Here is a 13948-nt window from a genome sequence, read left to right on the forward strand (position 1 = left end):
CCGGCGTTTACTAATCGTCAACCATCGATACCGCCGAGCCGGCGATCATTATTTCTTTGCGAGCGCCTCTAGCCGCTGCTGCATCTCCAGCATCTGGCGCTTCAGGTCGTCCAGCTCGCCACCGGCATAGGAGGCAGGGGCCGCGGGAGCCGACGGATGCGCCCCGGCAGCGGGCGGCGCGAAGCCGGTAAACATCTTCATGGCGTCGCCGAAGAAGTTCATGTTGGTGCGGACCTGCTGCTCGATCGCGTTCTGGAACGCGGCCGGCCCGAAGCTCTGGGCGAATTTCTCGCGCAGCCCGTCCTGGTCCTTGGCAAAATTCGCCATCGAGAATTCCAGGAAGCTCGGCACCATCGTGCGCATGCTGTCGCCGTAGAAGCGGATCAGCTGGCGCAGGAAGGCCACCGGAAGCAGATTCTCCGCGCCCGCCTTGTTCTCCTGCTCGAAGATGATCTGCGTGAGCACCGAGCGGGTGATGTCGTCGCCGGTGCGCGCGTCGTAGACGACGAAATCCTCGCCGTTCTGGACCATCGTGGCGAGGTCCTCCAGCGTCACGTAGGTCGAGGTGCCGGTGTGATAGAGGCGCCGGTTGGCGTACTTCTTGATGACGGTCTGGGTGGCCTTGACGGTATCCGCCATCGGGAACGGCCTTTCTGGACTCGGGACCTAAGGGGCGTGGCGGGCAGACCATGCGGCCCGGCGGGGCCGTCTTCGCGCCCGCAACACGATCCTTAAAGCCTTCCAAGGGCGCAGAAAACAGCAAACTGCAACTGTTCAGCGCAGAATAATGCAGGCGATCCGGCCGCTCTGCGCCATTTCAGTCTCGCGATCGCGTCATCCACGCCTTTTCGCGTCTTGTTCGACAACCTTGACTTCGCCGATCCGGCGCCCTTCATCCGAGGTCCGGCTTCAGAGCGCGCCCGGACATCGGAAGGCGCGCCGGCTCGCGAGAGGAGAACGTTCACATGGCAGGCAACGAAGAGATCGTCATCGTCGGCGCCGCGCGCACGCCGGTCGGCTCGTTCGGCGGCGCCTTCGGCGCTGTGCCGGCCCACGAGCTCGGCGCAACGGCGATCAAGGCCGCCCTGGAGCGCGCCAAGGTCTCGCCCGACGACGTCGACGAGGTGATCTTCGGCCAGGTTCTGACCGCCGGCGCCGGCCAGAACCCCGCCCGGCAGGCCGCCATCAAGGCCGGCATCCCCGAGAAGGCCACCGCCTGGGGCCTCAACCAGGTCTGCGGCTCGGGCCTGCGCACGGTCGCCATCGGCATGCAGCAGATCGCCAACGGCGACGCCAAGGTCATCGTGGCGGGCGGCCAGGAGTCGATGTCGCTCTCGCCCCACGCGCAGTACCTGCGCGGCGGCCAGAAGATGGGCGACCTCAAGCTCGTCGACACCATGATCAAGGACGGGCTCTGGGACGCCTTCAACGGCTACCACATGGGCCAGACCGCCGAGAACGTCGCCCAGGCCTTCCAGCTCACCCGCGAGCAGCAGGACCAGTTCGCGACCCGCTCGCAGAACAAGGCCGAGGCCGCCCGCAAGGAGGGGCGCTTCAAGGACGAGATCGTCCCCGTCACCGTCCCGGGCAAGAAGGGCGACACGGTCGTCGACACCGACGAGTACATCCGCGACGGTGCCACCCTCGAGGCGATGGCCAAGCTGAAGCCGGCCTTCTCGAAGGAGGGCACCGTCACGGCCGCCAACGCCTCGGGCCTCAACGACGGCGCGGCGGCCATCGTGCTGATGTCGGCCTCCGAGGCCGAGCGCCGCGGCCTGACCCCGCTCGCCAGGATCAAGTCCTGGGCGACCGCGGGCGTCGACCCGAAGATCATGGGCACCGGGCCGATCCCCGCCTCCCGCAAGGCCCTGGACAAGGCCGGCTGGAAGCCGTCCGACCTCGACCTGATCGAGGCCAACGAGGCCTTCGCGGCGCAGGCGCTCGCCGTGAACAAGGACATGGGCTGGGACGACGCCAAGGTGAACGTCAACGGCGGCGCCATCGCCATCGGCCACCCGATCGGCGCCTCGGGCGCCCGCGTCCTCGTCACCCTGCTGCACGAGATGAAGCGGCGCGATGCCAAGAAGGGCCTCGCCACGCTCTGTATCGGCGGCGGCATGGGTGTCGCGATGTGTGTCGAGCGGACGTGATCGGTCTGTAACGTCGGCCCGATCGACAATTTAGACTTAAGGCCAAGATCAGAAAAATTCGCGTGCGGACGCCATCCGCACGCGGCATCACGGGATGCGAACAGGAGGAAACAATGGCTCAAGGACGCGTCGCCCTCGTCACGGGCGGCACCCGCGGTATCGGCGCGGCGATCTCGAAGCGGCTCAAGGACAGGGGCTACAAGGTCGCCGCCAATTACGGCGGCAACGACGAGGCCGCCAACGCCTTCAAAGCCGAGACCGGAATCCCGGTCTTCAAGTTCGACGTGGGCGATCTCGCGAGCTGCGAGGCCGGCATCAAGGCGATCGAGTCCGAGGTCGGCCCGATCGACGTCCTGGTGAACAACGCCGGCATCACCCGGGACGGCGCCTTCCACAAGATGACCTTCGACAAGTGGCAGGCGGTCATCAAGACCAACCTCGACTCGATGTTCACCTGCACGCGGCCGCTGATCGAGGGCATGCGCAGCCGCAACTTCGGCCGCATCATCATCATCTCGTCGATCAACGGCCAGAAGGGCCAGGCCGGCCAGACCAACTACTCGGCCGCCAAGGCCGGCGTGATCGGCTTCGCCAAGGCCCTGGCGCAGGAGAGCGCCTCCAAGGGCATCACGGTGAACGTGGTGGCCCCGGGCTACATCGCCACCGAGATGGTGATGGCGGTGCCGGAGGAAATCCGGAACAAGATCATCTCCACGATCCCGACCGGCCGCCTCGGCGAGGCCGACGAGATCGCCCACGCGGTCGAGTATCTGGCGAGCGACGAGGCCGGGTTCGTGAACGGCTCGACGCTGACCATCAACGGCGGCCAGCACTTCGTCTGATCGTCGCGACCGGATCGTCCTGCGGGCGCGTGCGGCCGAGGCCGGCGCGCCCGTTGTTGTTCGGGCGACCCTGCGTGCGGCGTGCTCCGGCCGAGCCCCTCGAGATCTGACAGCCTGTCTGATGTCGAAAGCCCGGTGCGTTCGGCGGTGGCCGGTCTCCAGTCCGCGCCCTCATCCTGAGGCGCCGGAGCGCAGCGGAGGCCTCGAAGGAGGCCTCCAGAACCCGCAGCGATCCCTGGAGCCCTCCGTCGAGGCCCGCTGGCGCGGGCACCTCAGGATGAGGCTGAGGATTGGAAAATTCAGGTCGGACAGGCTTCGCAGAAGAAATCTGTTCGAATGTGCGCCGGTACTCATTCCGGAACCGCGGTAGCTCAGCGTCAGATGACGGTAATCTGATCGCGCCTGTCATGGGACGGCGCGGGTTTTTCCAATGCGTCGGTTCCGTGTGCACGGTTTTGCCCGCTGGACGGGATTGTTCACGTGCTCTGGGGCACGAACAACCCGTGCAGGTCGGTCTAGGTCTCGTTCCGTCGGGTCGCGGATGGCCGCGCCGACAGGAGACCGGGCCACACGTATCATGACCCAGCAGTGTTACGGTAAAGACGACGTTCAATCTGTTCGCGACCACCGTCCTTTGTCTACGCTGGCCGCCGGCGCGTCGTGGGCAACGCCGTCCTCACCGCCTTCCGACGGCCGCGAAGATCGCGATGGCCGCGGCCTGCACCCCGGGCCTGCACCGGCAGCGCGCCGTCGCCCAGGCCGACAGCACCCTCCACCGGCAAGCCCAGCTGGCCGAGCGGCATGCATCGCCGGACCCTGACGTGGTTCGGCCCCGACTGCCGCGCCCGCTGACCCGGATCGAAGGAGGTTCCCATGTCTGACGTGACGACGCGCGGCCCGGGCCATCCGAGCCGGATCATCTTCGTGGCGACGTCCTTGTTCGGAGCCGCGGTGGGTTTCGCCAGCGGCGATCTCGTATGGTTCACGCTGGCCGTGATCGGCTGCGCCGCGGTGCTCTGTGTGGGCTACGGCCTGACCCGGCGACGGCTCGGGTGGAAACCGCTGAGCGCCGACTACCTGTTGGACCTCATGCGGGTGCTCGGTCCGTCCTGAGGCGACATCCGGCACGGCCCGCGCCGACGATCCGCGGGGCTCGCCGGACAGCCGTGCCCGCGGCTCGGCCAGGCTCCGATCCCGTTCCCGCTCTAGTGCCCCACCTTCGAGGCCACCATGACGCTCGCCTTGATCATCGCCGGCTGCTTCATCGTCAACGTCGCGATGGCCGGCTTCTTCGCCCTGGTGGCCCTCTGGGCCGACTGAGCCCGCTACGGCGCGCCGACGCAGTTGGCGTAGAAGGTCGTGGTCGCCGGCCAGTCGGAGAAGACGCCCCGGACGCCGACCTGCCCGTGCAGCACGTCGAGGAGTCGAAGGATGTCGCCGTCCCCGGTCACCACCGGCTTGATCGACTGATAATAGTAGCCCCCGCCATCCTTCAGCGGCCCCGACCGCTCCAGCGACCAAGCGATCAGGTCGAGGCCCGCCTGCTTCGCTGCCCGCGCATAGGTGGAGGGCTCGATCGTATCGCCCGGTCCCGGGCGGACCAGCATCCACAGGGGCGGGGACAGGATCCGGACGCCCTTCTGCGCCAGCTCGGCCATGCCGGGCTGCCACGTGGCGGCCTTCTCCGGGTCGAAGCCCTGGGTGGTCTCGTCGCGGTTGTCGAGGAAGATCGCCTGACGGCCGAAATCCGGGTCCTTGTCCAGCCAGTACAGGATGTCCTGGAGCTGGAAGCTCTGCGGGTAGACGTCCGCGGCCGGGATGCCGGCCTGCCTGTACTCGTCGATCAGCTGCTGCGCGTACATGTCCTGGGTGTAGGTGCCGTCGAAGGGCATCGGGACCTGCGGCGCCTTCAGCTCGGGGGTGAACTTCCGGCCCATGCCCTTCACCAGGGCGATGTACTCCTTGTGGGACATGAGCGTGCCGGTGGTGGCGTACAGATCCGTGCGCCAGCGCGGCGTCGCGTTCAGGTAGGCGGCCACCGTCGTGGCCTCGGGGTCGGCCGCGTCCATCTTGCCGTTGAGCGACTTGAACTCGTCGAGGGTCAGGTCGCTGGTGCAGCACTTGGCCGAGGCCTTGCGGCCCGTGGCCGGATCGGCCGGCGTGAAGCCTTGGCTGCATTTCGCCGCGAACTGGGGCCGGGCCAGGATGTCGGTGGTGGTGTGCAGATCGCACTGGCTGTGGCGGCAGACGAGCTGGCGGTCTTTGGTGAAGGCCACGTCGCACTCGATGATCCCGGCCCCCATCCGGTCGGCAGCGATCAGCCCCTCGCGGGTGTGCTCGGGGAACATGAGCGGTGCGCCCCGGTGCGAGATCGAGAAGGTCCTGGGCGTGTAGGTCCGGTCGACCCCGCAAGCGGCGAGCTTGTCCTTGAGGGGGCCGGGCTTGAGCTGGTCGACGAGGTAGAACGGCCGGGGGCCCAGTTGCGCGGCTTCGCCGGCTCGTGCCGGCCCGACCGCCAGGATCAGCGCCACCGCTGCCAGGATCGCACGCATCGCAGATCTCCCCCGTTCCGAGCCGCCGGTAAAGAGCGGCGGTGACAGCCGGGTGACCCCGGCCTCGCCGACTCGGATGCCGCATGATAGCCGCGGGGCATGAGCCGGTCCGCATCAATCTCCGCCGCCCGCACGCCGAACGCGTCCGCCACGATCGCGGGGTTCGGCGCGATCCTGCTGTGGTCGCTCCTCGCCCTGTTCACCGCCGCCTCCGGCACGGTGCCGCCGTTCCAACTCGCCGCCATGACTTTCCTGGTCGGCGGCCTGTGCGGCTGCGCCACCTGGATCGCCCGTCCGAGCCGCGCGCGGGTTCTGGTCCAGCCCTGGCCGGTCTGGCTGCTCGGCGTCGGCGGCCTGTTCGGCTACCACGCGCTCTACTTCAGCGCGCTCCGGCTCGCGCCGCCGGCCGAGGCCGGGCTGATCAACTATCTCTGGCCGCTGCTCATCGTGCTGTTCTCCGCCCGCCTGCCGGGCTCGGGGGGCTTGCGCCGGGGCCATCTCGCCGGCGCGGTTCTGGGTCTTGCCGGCGTCGCCGCCCTGTTCGCCGGCCGGGGCGACCTGGACTTCGCCGCGGGCGCGTTGCCGGGCTACGTCGCCTCCCTGGCGGCGGCCTTCGTCTGGGCGGGTTACTCGGTGCTCTCCGCCCGGGTCGGGCAGGTGCCGACCGACGCAGTGGCGGGCTTCTGCCTCGTCACGGCCGCGCTGAGCCTCGTCTGCCACCTGGCCTTCGAGACGACGGTCTGGCCGGCCGACGCCGTCCAGTGGGGCGCGGTGCTGCTCCTCGGCCTCGGGCCGGTGGGTGCCGCGTTCTATCTCTGGGACATCGGCTGCAAGCGCGGGGACGTCCGGTTGCTCGGGGTCACCGCCTATGCGGCGCCGGTCCTCTCGACGCTGATCCTGGTGGCGACGGGCTATGCCAGCCCGAGTCCCGTGCTGGCGCTCGCCTGCCTTCTTATCGTGGCCGGCGCGCTCACGGCGGTGCAGGCCTCGCGGGCGGTGCGGGGTGCGTAGGAGAAGTGGCCCGCCGCCTCGACCGAAGGACGGCTACTTCCGAACGCCCGCTCGATCGCCCAGCGTTTCAGCTGCGCGGCCGGAGCGCGAACAGTCGTCCGCTCGTCTGCCGGCAGGCAGATCCGTTCACGGAGCCATCACGTCCAGGACCCACGTCACGCCGAACCGATCCGTGAGCATTTCGTAGAGCGGCGACCCTGCCGGGCGACCGCGAAGACCACCTGTTCCACGCTGTATCGAAGGTGTACCGCCCCGACGCGCGCTACACGCCCCCGCCGAGCCTCGGAGCGATCCGGCGGGCGTGCTGGCGGGAGGAAGCCTTCACCATCGACTATACGGACGAACACGGGTCAGTCACGCAGCGGTCGATCCCGCCGCTGGCGATCGTCTACACGGAGGGGCGCTTGGTCGTCCTGGCGTGGTGCCGCCTGTGCGCGGCGTCCCGGATGTTTCGGATTGATCGCATCGTCGAAGCGCGTCGCCAGAGCGGCAGCTTCCGGCCGGGACGGGCCTCCCTATTGCGGGCCTATCTGGAAGCCTTGGAGATCGCGGATGCGGCTTGAGAGAGCGTGAGCCCGTCGTGAGACGGACCCAATCAGACCTTAACCCCGCGGCGTCGGCCGCCAGTCCGGCGGCGCCATCTCGAAACCTGAGAAGTCGAAGCCCGGCGAGACCGTGCAGCCGACGAGCGTCCAGGCCCCGAGGCTGGTGGCGGTCTGCCAATGGCCGGCCGGAACCACGCATTGCGGGCGCTGGCCGGCGGTGAGGTCAGGACCGAGATGCCGCGCTTCGGCGTCGTGCCCGTTCGGGCTCGTGGTGATCACCAGCGGCGCGCCCGCATGCCAGTGCCAGATCTCGGTGGCGTCGACCCGGTGCCAGGCGGAGACCTCGCCGAGATCCAGCAGGAAGTAGATCGCCGTGCCGACCGAGCGGCCTTCGACGGTGCGCGGATCGCGGAACGTCTCGCGGTAGTGGCCCCCCTCCGGGTGCGGCTTCAGTCCCAGGGTTGCGATCACCTCGGCCGCAGTCATGTACGCCTCCCTGCCGCGGACCGTCCGCGGCTTGCCGCCACTTGGCACCGATGCTACCGGCCGAAAACCCTCAAGGTCCTCACATCATGCCGAGCCCGATTGTACGCCTCCACCGCGGCGACCTGCCCGCCGACTACGACGCCGGCCGGGCGGTGGCCATCGACACCGAGACCCTGGGGCTGAACCCGCACCGCGACCGGCTCTGCGTGGTGCAGATCTCCACCGGCGATGGGACCGCCGACGTGGTGCAGATCCCGCAGGCCGGCCCCGAGCCGGCCGTGCTCAAGCGCGTCCTGGCCGATCCCGGAATCCTGAAGATCTTCCACTTCGCCCGCTTCGACGTGGCGGTGCTGTTCAAGGCGTTCGGGGTGATGCCGCAGCCGGTCTACTGCACCAAGATCGCCTCGAAGCTCGCCCGCACCTATACCGACCGGCACGGGCTCAAGGACGTGGTCCGCGAACTCGTCGGCGTCGATTTGTCCAAGCAGCAGCAATCCTCCGACTGGGGCGCCGAGAGCCTGTCGCAGGCGCAGCTCGATTACGCCGCGTCCGACGTGCTCCACCTCCACGCCGCCCGCGAGCGGCTCGACGCCATGCTGGCCCGCGAGGGCCGCACCGACCTCGCCGCCGCCTGCTTCGCCTTCCTGCCGACCCGCGCCCGCCTCGACCTCGACGGCTGGCCCGAGACCGACATCTTCGCGCACACATGACCGTTTCGGCGGGATCCTGCGCGATTCCCGTACCGGGTGAGCCTTTCCTGTCACCGCGCCGCGAAACGCCGCTGCTAGGTTGCCCATGCCGCGGCCTCCGAGTCCCGGCCAGGCCCTCCTCGCCGGTCACCATCCCGATCAGGCCGGCGAGGAGGGTCCGTCGTCAAGTCAGCGTCCGGGTGCCGGAGGGCGTCGTGATCCGTGCGCTCCAGCGCGGGCCGGGGCCATCCACGATGGTCGGGGGATCGGCGAGGCCGAGCGCGGCGTGAAGCTGCGCCACCGCGTCCGGATCCGGATGCGTCAGGACGACGGCCTCAAGGCGGGCGCCGAGGTCCGGCATCGACGCGGCGGGGCTACCACGAGGACCCCAATCCATCACATACGGCGCGGCGCCGTCCGCCGGCCAAGCTCCGTCCGGGCGCACGCCGAAGCGCCACGCCAGGGCGCCGCGGGTCATGGTGGCGGCCTGCCCGAGCAGGTCGCCATGGGCGGCGAGCACGCCGTCGAGGTCGTCCGTGCGGGCGACGAACCCGCGCAGCCGCCGGCCCAAATCCCAGTCCGCCCGCACCTGCGCGGCGTCGCCCAGGCCGAACCAGCGGGCGCGTGCCGGGACGGGTGTCTCCGGATCGACGGCGATCACCTCCAGGAACGTGGCCGCTCCGAGGCGCAGCAGGTGGTTGCGGGTGCCCATCTCCCGATGGCGGCCGCCCTCCGGCATGGAGAGGCCGAGGCAGTCGCGGACATGCGCGACGCCCTCGGCGAGGTTCGGGGCGACGACGGCGAGGTGGTCGAGGGTGAGCATGCGCGCATACGCTGTCTTGGATGATTGAGACGCTGCCGTGTCACAGGCCCTTCCGCAGGTCGAGATGGACCTGGGTCAGGAAGCGCCTGAGATCGTCCGGGCCGCGGAAACGCCAATCCGTGCAGGCTCTGGCCCAGAGTTTCATCTGTTCGTCCGGCGTCAGGTCGCTCGCCAGGATCGAGGCGACGAAATCGCGCAGGCGACGCCGATCCTCACCCTTGAAGCTGGTGAGAATCGCGGCAGTGGCTTCCTCCAACGACCCGTACAGATGGTCGATGCTCTGATTGAACCGCTCACCGAAGCGGATGAATTCGGGTGTCGCGGGCAAACGCCCCGACTTCCGCCGCGCCCGGTTGATCAGCTTGCTCCGCCGGCTCACGAATGCTCTCGCGTCATAACCTGTCCCGCACCTTTCTGAGGAAGGTTCTGAGCGCGGCGCCATCGTGGAACACGACATCGGCAGATGACGACCACCACAGCTTTTTCAATTCTTCGTCAGAAATCTGATCGCTGGTGATCGTATCCAAATATTTCCGCAAATTTATTCGCTTTCCCTCGTCTTTCAGGGGAGACAGCACCGTATCAATCATCTCGTCTTCGCTGGATACATCGTCCAAAATATCTTGATAGAACTGCAAACTAAACTCAAGAAATTCAGTCGACAATTTCATCTCAGTCTCCCTCCGTTAAAGGATAGGCGGTTCGTATGCGGAATCCTCGCGGAGAGGTGGGGTCATGTCTTAATTCGACGCCGGCATTGCGTGTGTTGCGCATGTAGACGACGCCTTCGTCTGTGCTGTAAGCCTCCCTTCCAGTTTTATGGTCGAACGACCTAGTAATAAATTTGCGATCATCTAAGCCGGATGCGACGCGATCAACGGCCTCTTGGTTGGACGCAAGTGTCTGATTCACCAGATCATTGGCTGATTCGATAGAATCAAAGCTCCCATTTCGCCGCATTCCTCCATGGGCAATCCAAGAGCGCCACTGAGATTTCCGCACGCGTTCGAACAATTCGTCGTCGGATTTGCCAACGTGCTTCCCGAGAGTGTGTCCGCCTCGACCTTCTTCAGCTTTCAGATCGACTCTATACTTCTAATCGTCATTGCCCACGAGGATGAAATGCGCATCATTGCCGGTTGCAACTTCTCCAATACCGCCCTCATGTGTCCACTGGCCACCGTCTGGCTGACCGGCCGGCACGCGTGGTTGGCTGGGATTGTAGGCGTGTAGTACTAGTCCGAGCCGAAGTAGCTTTACCCATACGCGAAGGGCTACAAGCTGCCATTGCGTCCGGGCGACGAAGGTCTCTTTCAAGCACATGAATCACCCTCGCCAAAAGCGCAGGGCCTATGATAGGATAATTGTCTTGTAGGTCAAAAATGTTTTTGTTTTGTTCTCGGACTGGGGAGGGTGCGGGTGAGTGACACGGCCATCACCGGTCACGAGCGGGGCCGGGCATCACGCCCGGCCCCGCTCTCACCTCACAACGAGTAGTACTGCACGAACTCGATCGGGTGCGGGGTCATCTCGTAGCGCAGCACCTCGGTCATCTTTAGCTCGATGAACGAGTCGATCTGGTCGTCCGAGAACACGCCGCCCTCCTTGAGGAAGGCTCGGTCCCTGTCGAGGCTGGTGAGGGCCTCGCGGAGCGAACCGCACACGGTCGGGATCTTCTTCAGCTCCCGCGGGGGCAGCTCGTAGAGGTCCTTGTCCATGGCCGGGCCCGGGTCGATCTTGTTGCGGATGCCGTCGAGGCCGGCCATCAGCAGCGCCGAGAAGGCGAGGTAGGGATTCGCCATCGGGTCGGGGAAGCGGACCTCCACGCGCTTGGCCTTCGGGCTCTTGGTCCACGGTATGCGGCAGGAAGCCGAGCGGTTGCGCGCCGAGTAGGCCAGCAGCACCGGCGCCTCGTAGCCCGGCACCAGACGCTTGTACGAGTTGGTCGACGGGTTGGTGAAGGCGTTCAGCGCCTTGGCGTGCTTGATGATGCCGCCGATGTACCAGAGGCACTCTTGGGACAGGCCGGCATACTTGTCGCCCGCGAAGACCGGCTTGCCGTCCTTCCAGATCGACTGGTGGACATGCATGCCGGAGCCGTTGTCGCCGTAGACGGGCTTGGGCATGAACGTCGCCGACTTGCCGTAGCTCTGCGCGACGTTGTGGATGCAGTACTTGTAGATCTGCATGTGGTCGGCGAGCAGGGTCAGCGTGTCGAACTTCATGCCGAGCTCGTGCTGGGCCGAGGCCACCTCGTGGTGGTGCTTCTCGACCTTCACGCCCATGGACTGCATGGCGGCCAGCATCTCGCCGCGCATGTCCTGGGCCGAATCCTGCGGCGGGACCGGGAAGTAGCCGCCCTTGGTCTGCACCCGGTGGCCGAGGTTGCCGCCCTCGTAATCGGTGAAGCCGTTGGTCGGCAGCTCGGTGGAATCGAGCTCGAAGCCGGTGCGGTACGGGTCGGCGCCGAACTTCACGTCGTCGAACACGAAGAACTCGGCCTCGGGGCCGACATAGATCGTGTCGCCGATGCCGGTCTGCTGCAGGTAGGCCTCAGCGCGCTTGGCGGTGCCGCGGGGGTCGCGCCCGTAGGGCTCGCCGGTGGCCGGCTCCAGCACGTCGCAGACGATCGACATCGTCGCGGCCGAGAAGAACGGATCCAGGGTGGCGGTCACCGGATCCGGCATCAGGAGCATGTCGGACTCGTTGATCGCCTTCCAGCCGGCGATCGAGGAGCCGTCGAACATGGTGCCCTCGTCGAAGATCTCCTCGTCGATGAGCGACACGTCGAACGTGACATGCTGCCACTTGCCGCGCGGGTCGGTGAACCGGAAGTCCACGTAGCGCACGTCGTTGTCCCGGATCGTCTTCAGCACCTCGGCCGCAGTGGTCATCGTGGGCATCCTCCAGGGATTTCTGAACACTCTCTCGTCGCGCGTCCGAACCGGTTCGCCGCGCCGGCAAGCGGCGCTTGATATCTGGCGCGGGCGCCCCTTGCCACCCGGCGAGCGGCGGAATCGGCCTTTCGGGTGGGCTGATCGCGCCGCCTTGCCGCGCGCTCTCGGATCCGTGATCGAGAAATCACGTGTGTAGCGCGGGGCAGACCCGCGGCAAGAGCCGTCTGGCATGCTCCGTGCAAAGGCGGCATCGGCCGTCGCCGAGGCGGCAAGCCGTTCGCGTTGTCCAGGGGTGCCCCGGTCGCGCATCGATACGGACGAGAGAACCGGAATGACCAAATACAAGCTCGAGTACATATGGCTCGACGGGTACACGCCGACCCCGAATCTCCGCGGCAAGACGCAGATCAAGGATTTCGACAGCTTCCCGACCCTCGACCAGCTCCCCATGTGGGGCTTCGACGGCTCGTCCACGAAGCAGGCCGAGGGCGGCAGCTCCGACTGCATGCTGAAGCCCGTGCGCCACTTCCCCGACCCGGCCCGTAAGAACGGCGTGCTGGTGATGTGCGAAGTGATGATGCCGGACGGCGTGACCCCGCACGAGTCCAACAAGCGCGCCACCATCCTGGACGATGCCGGCGCATGGTTCGGGTTCGAGCAGGAGTACTTCCTGTACAAGGATGGCCGCCCGCTCGGCTTCCCGGCCTCCGGCTACCCGGCGCCGCAGGGCCCGTACTACACCGGCGTCGGCTACTCGAACGTCGGCGACGTCGCCCGCAAGATCGTCGAGGAGCACCTCGACTTCTGCCTCGATGCCGGTATCAACCACGAGGGCATCAACGCCGAGGTGGCCAAGGGTCAGTGGGAATTCCAGATCTTCGGCAAGGGCTCCAAGAAGGCCGCCGACGAGATGTGGATGGCCCGCTACCTCCTGCAGCGCCTCTGCGAGAAGTACGGCATCGACGTCGAGTACCACTGCAAGCCGCTCGGCGACACCGACTGGAACGGGTCGGGCATGCATTGCAACTTCTCGACCGCGTTCATGCGCGAGCACGGCGGCAAGGCCTATTTCGAGAAGCTCATGGAGGCGTTCAAGAACGCCCGCGAGGAGCACATCGCGGTCTACGGTCCGGACAACCACATGCGCCTGACCGGCAAGCACGAGACCGCCTCGATCCACGAGTTCTCGTACGGTGTGGCCGACCGCGGCGCCTCGATCCGCGTGCCGCACTCCTTCGTCAACAACGGCTACAAGGGCTACCTGGAGGACCGCCGTCCGAACTCGCAGGGCGACCCCTACCAGATCGCCTCGCAGGTGCTGAAGACGATCGCGTCCGTGCCGACCGAGGCTGCTGCCGCCGCGTAAGACGCGAAGCTTCGACAGACGATACGAAGCCGGGCCCTCGGGTCCGGCTTCGCCGTTTCGAGAACGCCTTCCAAAAGGTGGCTGCCGGCAGTACGGCCCGGACGTTTGGCTGCGAGCGCCGTACGACGTTGCCAATCGCCTGACGAGCCGCACGCCTTTCCCGGACGCAGTGGACGGTGGTCCGGGATCCGGTACAGGACGCGCCGCGCGAGCGGCGCAGCTTGTTACGCGCAGCCGCTTTGCGACGTTTTACGATGGATCCCGGATCGCACTCCGCTGGCGCTGCATGCGCCCGGGGAAAAGGGCTTGCACTTCAGGACCGGCGCGGGCGCTCGTCTTCGCGGATCGCAGCGTCGTGATACCACGCACCGCCGCCGAAACTCGGCGTCGGGGCGGGCTTCGCCTCCGTAATGGTCCTGGGCGTCGCGCGGGCGCGCCGGAACGCGGACAGATCGTAGATCTTGGCCGTCTCGCGCGGGTCCGTACCGGCCATCGCACATCCTCCTGCATCAGGTCTCGGCGACCGATCGCGTCGGCCGTTCTCGATGATGTGGGGTGCGGAACGCGGCGCTCCATGGCGAAAAGCG

General features: G+C 67.0%; 16 protein-coding genes. 7 read left to right on the top strand and 9 right to left on the bottom strand.

Annotated features, from left to right (window positions below):
• Window positions 1-48: 48 nt before the first annotated feature.
• Window positions 49-639: a polyhydroxyalkanoate synthesis repressor PhaR gene (gene phaR, locus MMSR116_RS28530; protein WP_010684298.1), complete on the bottom strand. Its 591-nt coding sequence runs from the start codon at window positions 637-639 to the stop codon at window positions 49-51.
• 326 nt (window positions 640-965) lie between these two features.
• Between phaR and MMSR116_RS28535 the strand changes: the two genes are divergently transcribed.
• The 3 genes from MMSR116_RS28535 to MMSR116_RS28545 all read left to right on the top strand — a co-directional run bounded on the left by MMSR116_RS28535 (window position 966) and on the right by MMSR116_RS28545 (window position 4105).
• Window positions 966-2150: an acetyl-CoA C-acetyltransferase gene (locus MMSR116_RS28535; protein WP_010684299.1), complete on the top strand. Its 1185-nt coding sequence runs from the start codon at window positions 966-968 to the stop codon at window positions 2148-2150.
• A 113-nt stretch (window positions 2151-2263) separates the two neighbouring features.
• Window positions 2264-2992, top strand: a complete 729-nt coding sequence (gene phbB / locus MMSR116_RS28540) for an acetoacetyl-CoA reductase (protein WP_010684300.1) — start codon at window positions 2264-2266, stop codon at window positions 2990-2992.
• A gap of 873 nt (window positions 2993-3865) precedes the next feature.
• Window positions 3866-4105 carry a hypothetical protein gene (locus tag MMSR116_RS28545; RefSeq protein WP_010684302.1) on the top strand — a complete coding sequence of 80 codons (240 nt, stop codon included), beginning with the start codon at window positions 3866-3868 and terminating at the stop codon, window positions 4103-4105.
• Between the two features lie 212 nt (window positions 4106-4317).
• On the opposite strand, the gene MMSR116_RS28550 is transcribed toward MMSR116_RS28545, so the two are convergent.
• The gene (locus tag MMSR116_RS28550; RefSeq protein ID WP_010684303.1) at window positions 4318-5544 is read right to left on the bottom strand and encodes a glycerophosphodiester phosphodiesterase family protein; all 1227 of its coding nucleotides are present in this window, start codon (window positions 5542-5544) and stop codon (window positions 4318-4320) included.
• Window positions 5545-5643: 99 nt separating this feature from the next.
• Here MMSR116_RS28550 and yddG point away from each other — a divergent pair, with 99 nt between their 5' ends.
• Together yddG and MMSR116_RS28565 are read left to right on the top strand one after the other, a co-directional pair.
• Window positions 5644-6555, top strand: a complete 912-nt coding sequence (gene yddG / locus MMSR116_RS28555) for an aromatic amino acid exporter YddG (protein WP_010684304.1) — start codon at window positions 5644-5646, stop codon at window positions 6553-6555.
• A 242-nt stretch (window positions 6556-6797) separates the two neighbouring features.
• Complete coding sequence (locus MMSR116_RS28565; protein WP_010684305.1) at window positions 6798-7118, top strand: helix-turn-helix transcriptional regulator; 321 nt, start codon at window positions 6798-6800, stop codon at window positions 7116-7118.
• 39 nt (window positions 7119-7157) lie between these two features.
• Here the strand turns inward: MMSR116_RS28565 and MMSR116_RS28570 are convergent, their stop codons facing one another.
• A complete protein-coding gene (locus MMSR116_RS28570; RefSeq protein ID WP_010684306.1) occupies window positions 7158-7586 on the bottom strand; it encodes a cupin domain-containing protein in 429 nt (142 codons plus the stop codon).
• 86 nt (window positions 7587-7672) lie between these two features.
• Here MMSR116_RS28570 and MMSR116_RS28575 point away from each other — a divergent pair, with 86 nt between their 5' ends.
• On the top strand, window positions 7673-8296 hold the full coding sequence (locus tag MMSR116_RS28575; protein WP_010684307.1) for a ribonuclease D: 624 nt from the start codon (window positions 7673-7675) through the stop codon (window positions 8294-8296).
• 163 nt (window positions 8297-8459) lie between these two features.
• Here the strand turns inward: MMSR116_RS28575 and MMSR116_RS28580 are convergent, their stop codons facing one another.
• The 5 genes from MMSR116_RS28580 to glnA form a co-directional block, all read right to left on the bottom strand.
• Window positions 8460-9098: a VOC family protein gene (locus tag MMSR116_RS28580; protein WP_010684308.1), complete on the bottom strand. Its 639-nt coding sequence runs from the start codon at window positions 9096-9098 to the stop codon at window positions 8460-8462.
• A 40-nt stretch (window positions 9099-9138) separates the two neighbouring features.
• The gene (locus MMSR116_RS28585; protein WP_039893359.1) at window positions 9139-9477 is read right to left on the bottom strand and encodes a hypothetical protein; all 339 of its coding nucleotides are present in this window, start codon (window positions 9475-9477) and stop codon (window positions 9139-9141) included.
• A gap of 13 nt (window positions 9478-9490) precedes the next feature.
• Window positions 9491-9769, bottom strand: a complete 279-nt coding sequence (locus MMSR116_RS28590) for a hypothetical protein (RefSeq protein ID WP_010684310.1) — start codon at window positions 9767-9769, stop codon at window positions 9491-9493.
• A gap of 1 nt (window position 9770) precedes the next feature.
• A complete protein-coding gene (locus MMSR116_RS28595; RefSeq protein ID WP_158169435.1) occupies window positions 9771-10178 on the bottom strand; it encodes an RNase A-like domain-containing protein in 408 nt (135 codons plus the stop codon).
• Between the two features lie 404 nt (window positions 10179-10582).
• Complete coding sequence (gene glnA, locus MMSR116_RS28600) at window positions 10583-11992, bottom strand: type I glutamate--ammonia ligase (RefSeq protein WP_010684313.1); 1410 nt, start codon at window positions 11990-11992, stop codon at window positions 10583-10585.
• Between the two features lie 334 nt (window positions 11993-12326).
• Between glnA and MMSR116_RS28605 the strand changes: the two genes are divergently transcribed.
• The gene (locus MMSR116_RS28605; protein ID WP_010684314.1) at window positions 12327-13361 is read left to right on the top strand and encodes a glutamine synthetase beta-grasp domain-containing protein; all 1035 of its coding nucleotides are present in this window, start codon (window positions 12327-12329) and stop codon (window positions 13359-13361) included.
• Between the two features lie 313 nt (window positions 13362-13674).
• Here the strand turns inward: MMSR116_RS28605 and MMSR116_RS28610 are convergent, their stop codons facing one another.
• Window positions 13675-13854: a DUF2735 domain-containing protein gene (locus MMSR116_RS28610; RefSeq protein WP_010684315.1), complete on the bottom strand. Its 180-nt coding sequence runs from the start codon at window positions 13852-13854 to the stop codon at window positions 13675-13677.
• Between the last annotated feature and the right edge of the window lie 94 nt (window positions 13855-13948).

Source organism: Methylobacterium mesophilicum SR1.6/6 (assembly GCF_000364445.2).
GTDB classification, from domain to species: domain Bacteria; phylum Pseudomonadota; class Alphaproteobacteria; order Rhizobiales; family Beijerinckiaceae; genus Methylobacterium; species Methylobacterium mesophilicum_A.

What these genes read in the sequence shown, in the direction of transcription:
- phbB (WP_010684300.1), top strand. Translation starts at nt 2,264, where the DNA reads ATGGCTCAAGGACGCGTCGCCCTCGTCACGGGCGGCACCCGCGGTATC.
- MMSR116_RS28535 (WP_010684299.1), top strand. Translation starts at nt 966, where the DNA reads ATGGCAGGCAACGAAGAGATCGTCATCGTCGGCGCCGCGCGCACGCCG.
- yddG (WP_010684304.1), top strand. Translation starts at nt 5,644, where the DNA reads ATGAGCCGGTCCGCATCAATCTCCGCCGCCCGCACGCCGAACGCGTCC.
- MMSR116_RS28605 (WP_010684314.1), top strand. Translation starts at nt 12,327, where the DNA reads ATGACCAAATACAAGCTCGAGTACATATGGCTCGACGGGTACACGCCG.
- MMSR116_RS28545 (WP_010684302.1), top strand. Translation starts at nt 3,866, where the DNA reads ATGTCTGACGTGACGACGCGCGGCCCGGGCCATCCGAGCCGGATCATC.
- glnA (WP_010684313.1), bottom strand. Translation starts at nt 11,992, where the DNA reads ATGACCACTGCGGCCGAGGTGCTGAAGACGATCCGGGACAACGACGTG.
- MMSR116_RS28575 (WP_010684307.1), top strand. Translation starts at nt 7,673, where the DNA reads ATGCCGAGCCCGATTGTACGCCTCCACCGCGGCGACCTGCCCGCCGAC.
- phaR (WP_010684298.1), bottom strand. Translation starts at nt 639, where the DNA reads ATGGCGGATACCGTCAAGGCCACCCAGACCGTCATCAAGAAGTACGCC.
- MMSR116_RS28610 (WP_010684315.1), bottom strand. Translation starts at nt 13,854, where the DNA reads ATGGCCGGTACGGACCCGCGCGAGACGGCCAAGATCTACGATCTGTCC.
- MMSR116_RS28570 (WP_010684306.1), bottom strand. Translation starts at nt 7,586, where the DNA reads ATGACTGCGGCCGAGGTGATCGCAACCCTGGGACTGAAGCCGCACCCG.
- MMSR116_RS28580 (WP_010684308.1), bottom strand. Translation starts at nt 9,098, where the DNA reads ATGCTCACCCTCGACCACCTCGCCGTCGTCGCCCCGAACCTCGCCGAG.
- MMSR116_RS28550 (WP_010684303.1), bottom strand. Translation starts at nt 5,544, where the DNA reads ATGCGTGCGATCCTGGCAGCGGTGGCGCTGATCCTGGCGGTCGGGCCG.
- MMSR116_RS28590 (WP_010684310.1), bottom strand. Translation starts at nt 9,769, where the DNA reads ATGAAATTGTCGACTGAATTTCTTGAGTTTAGTTTGCAGTTCTATCAA.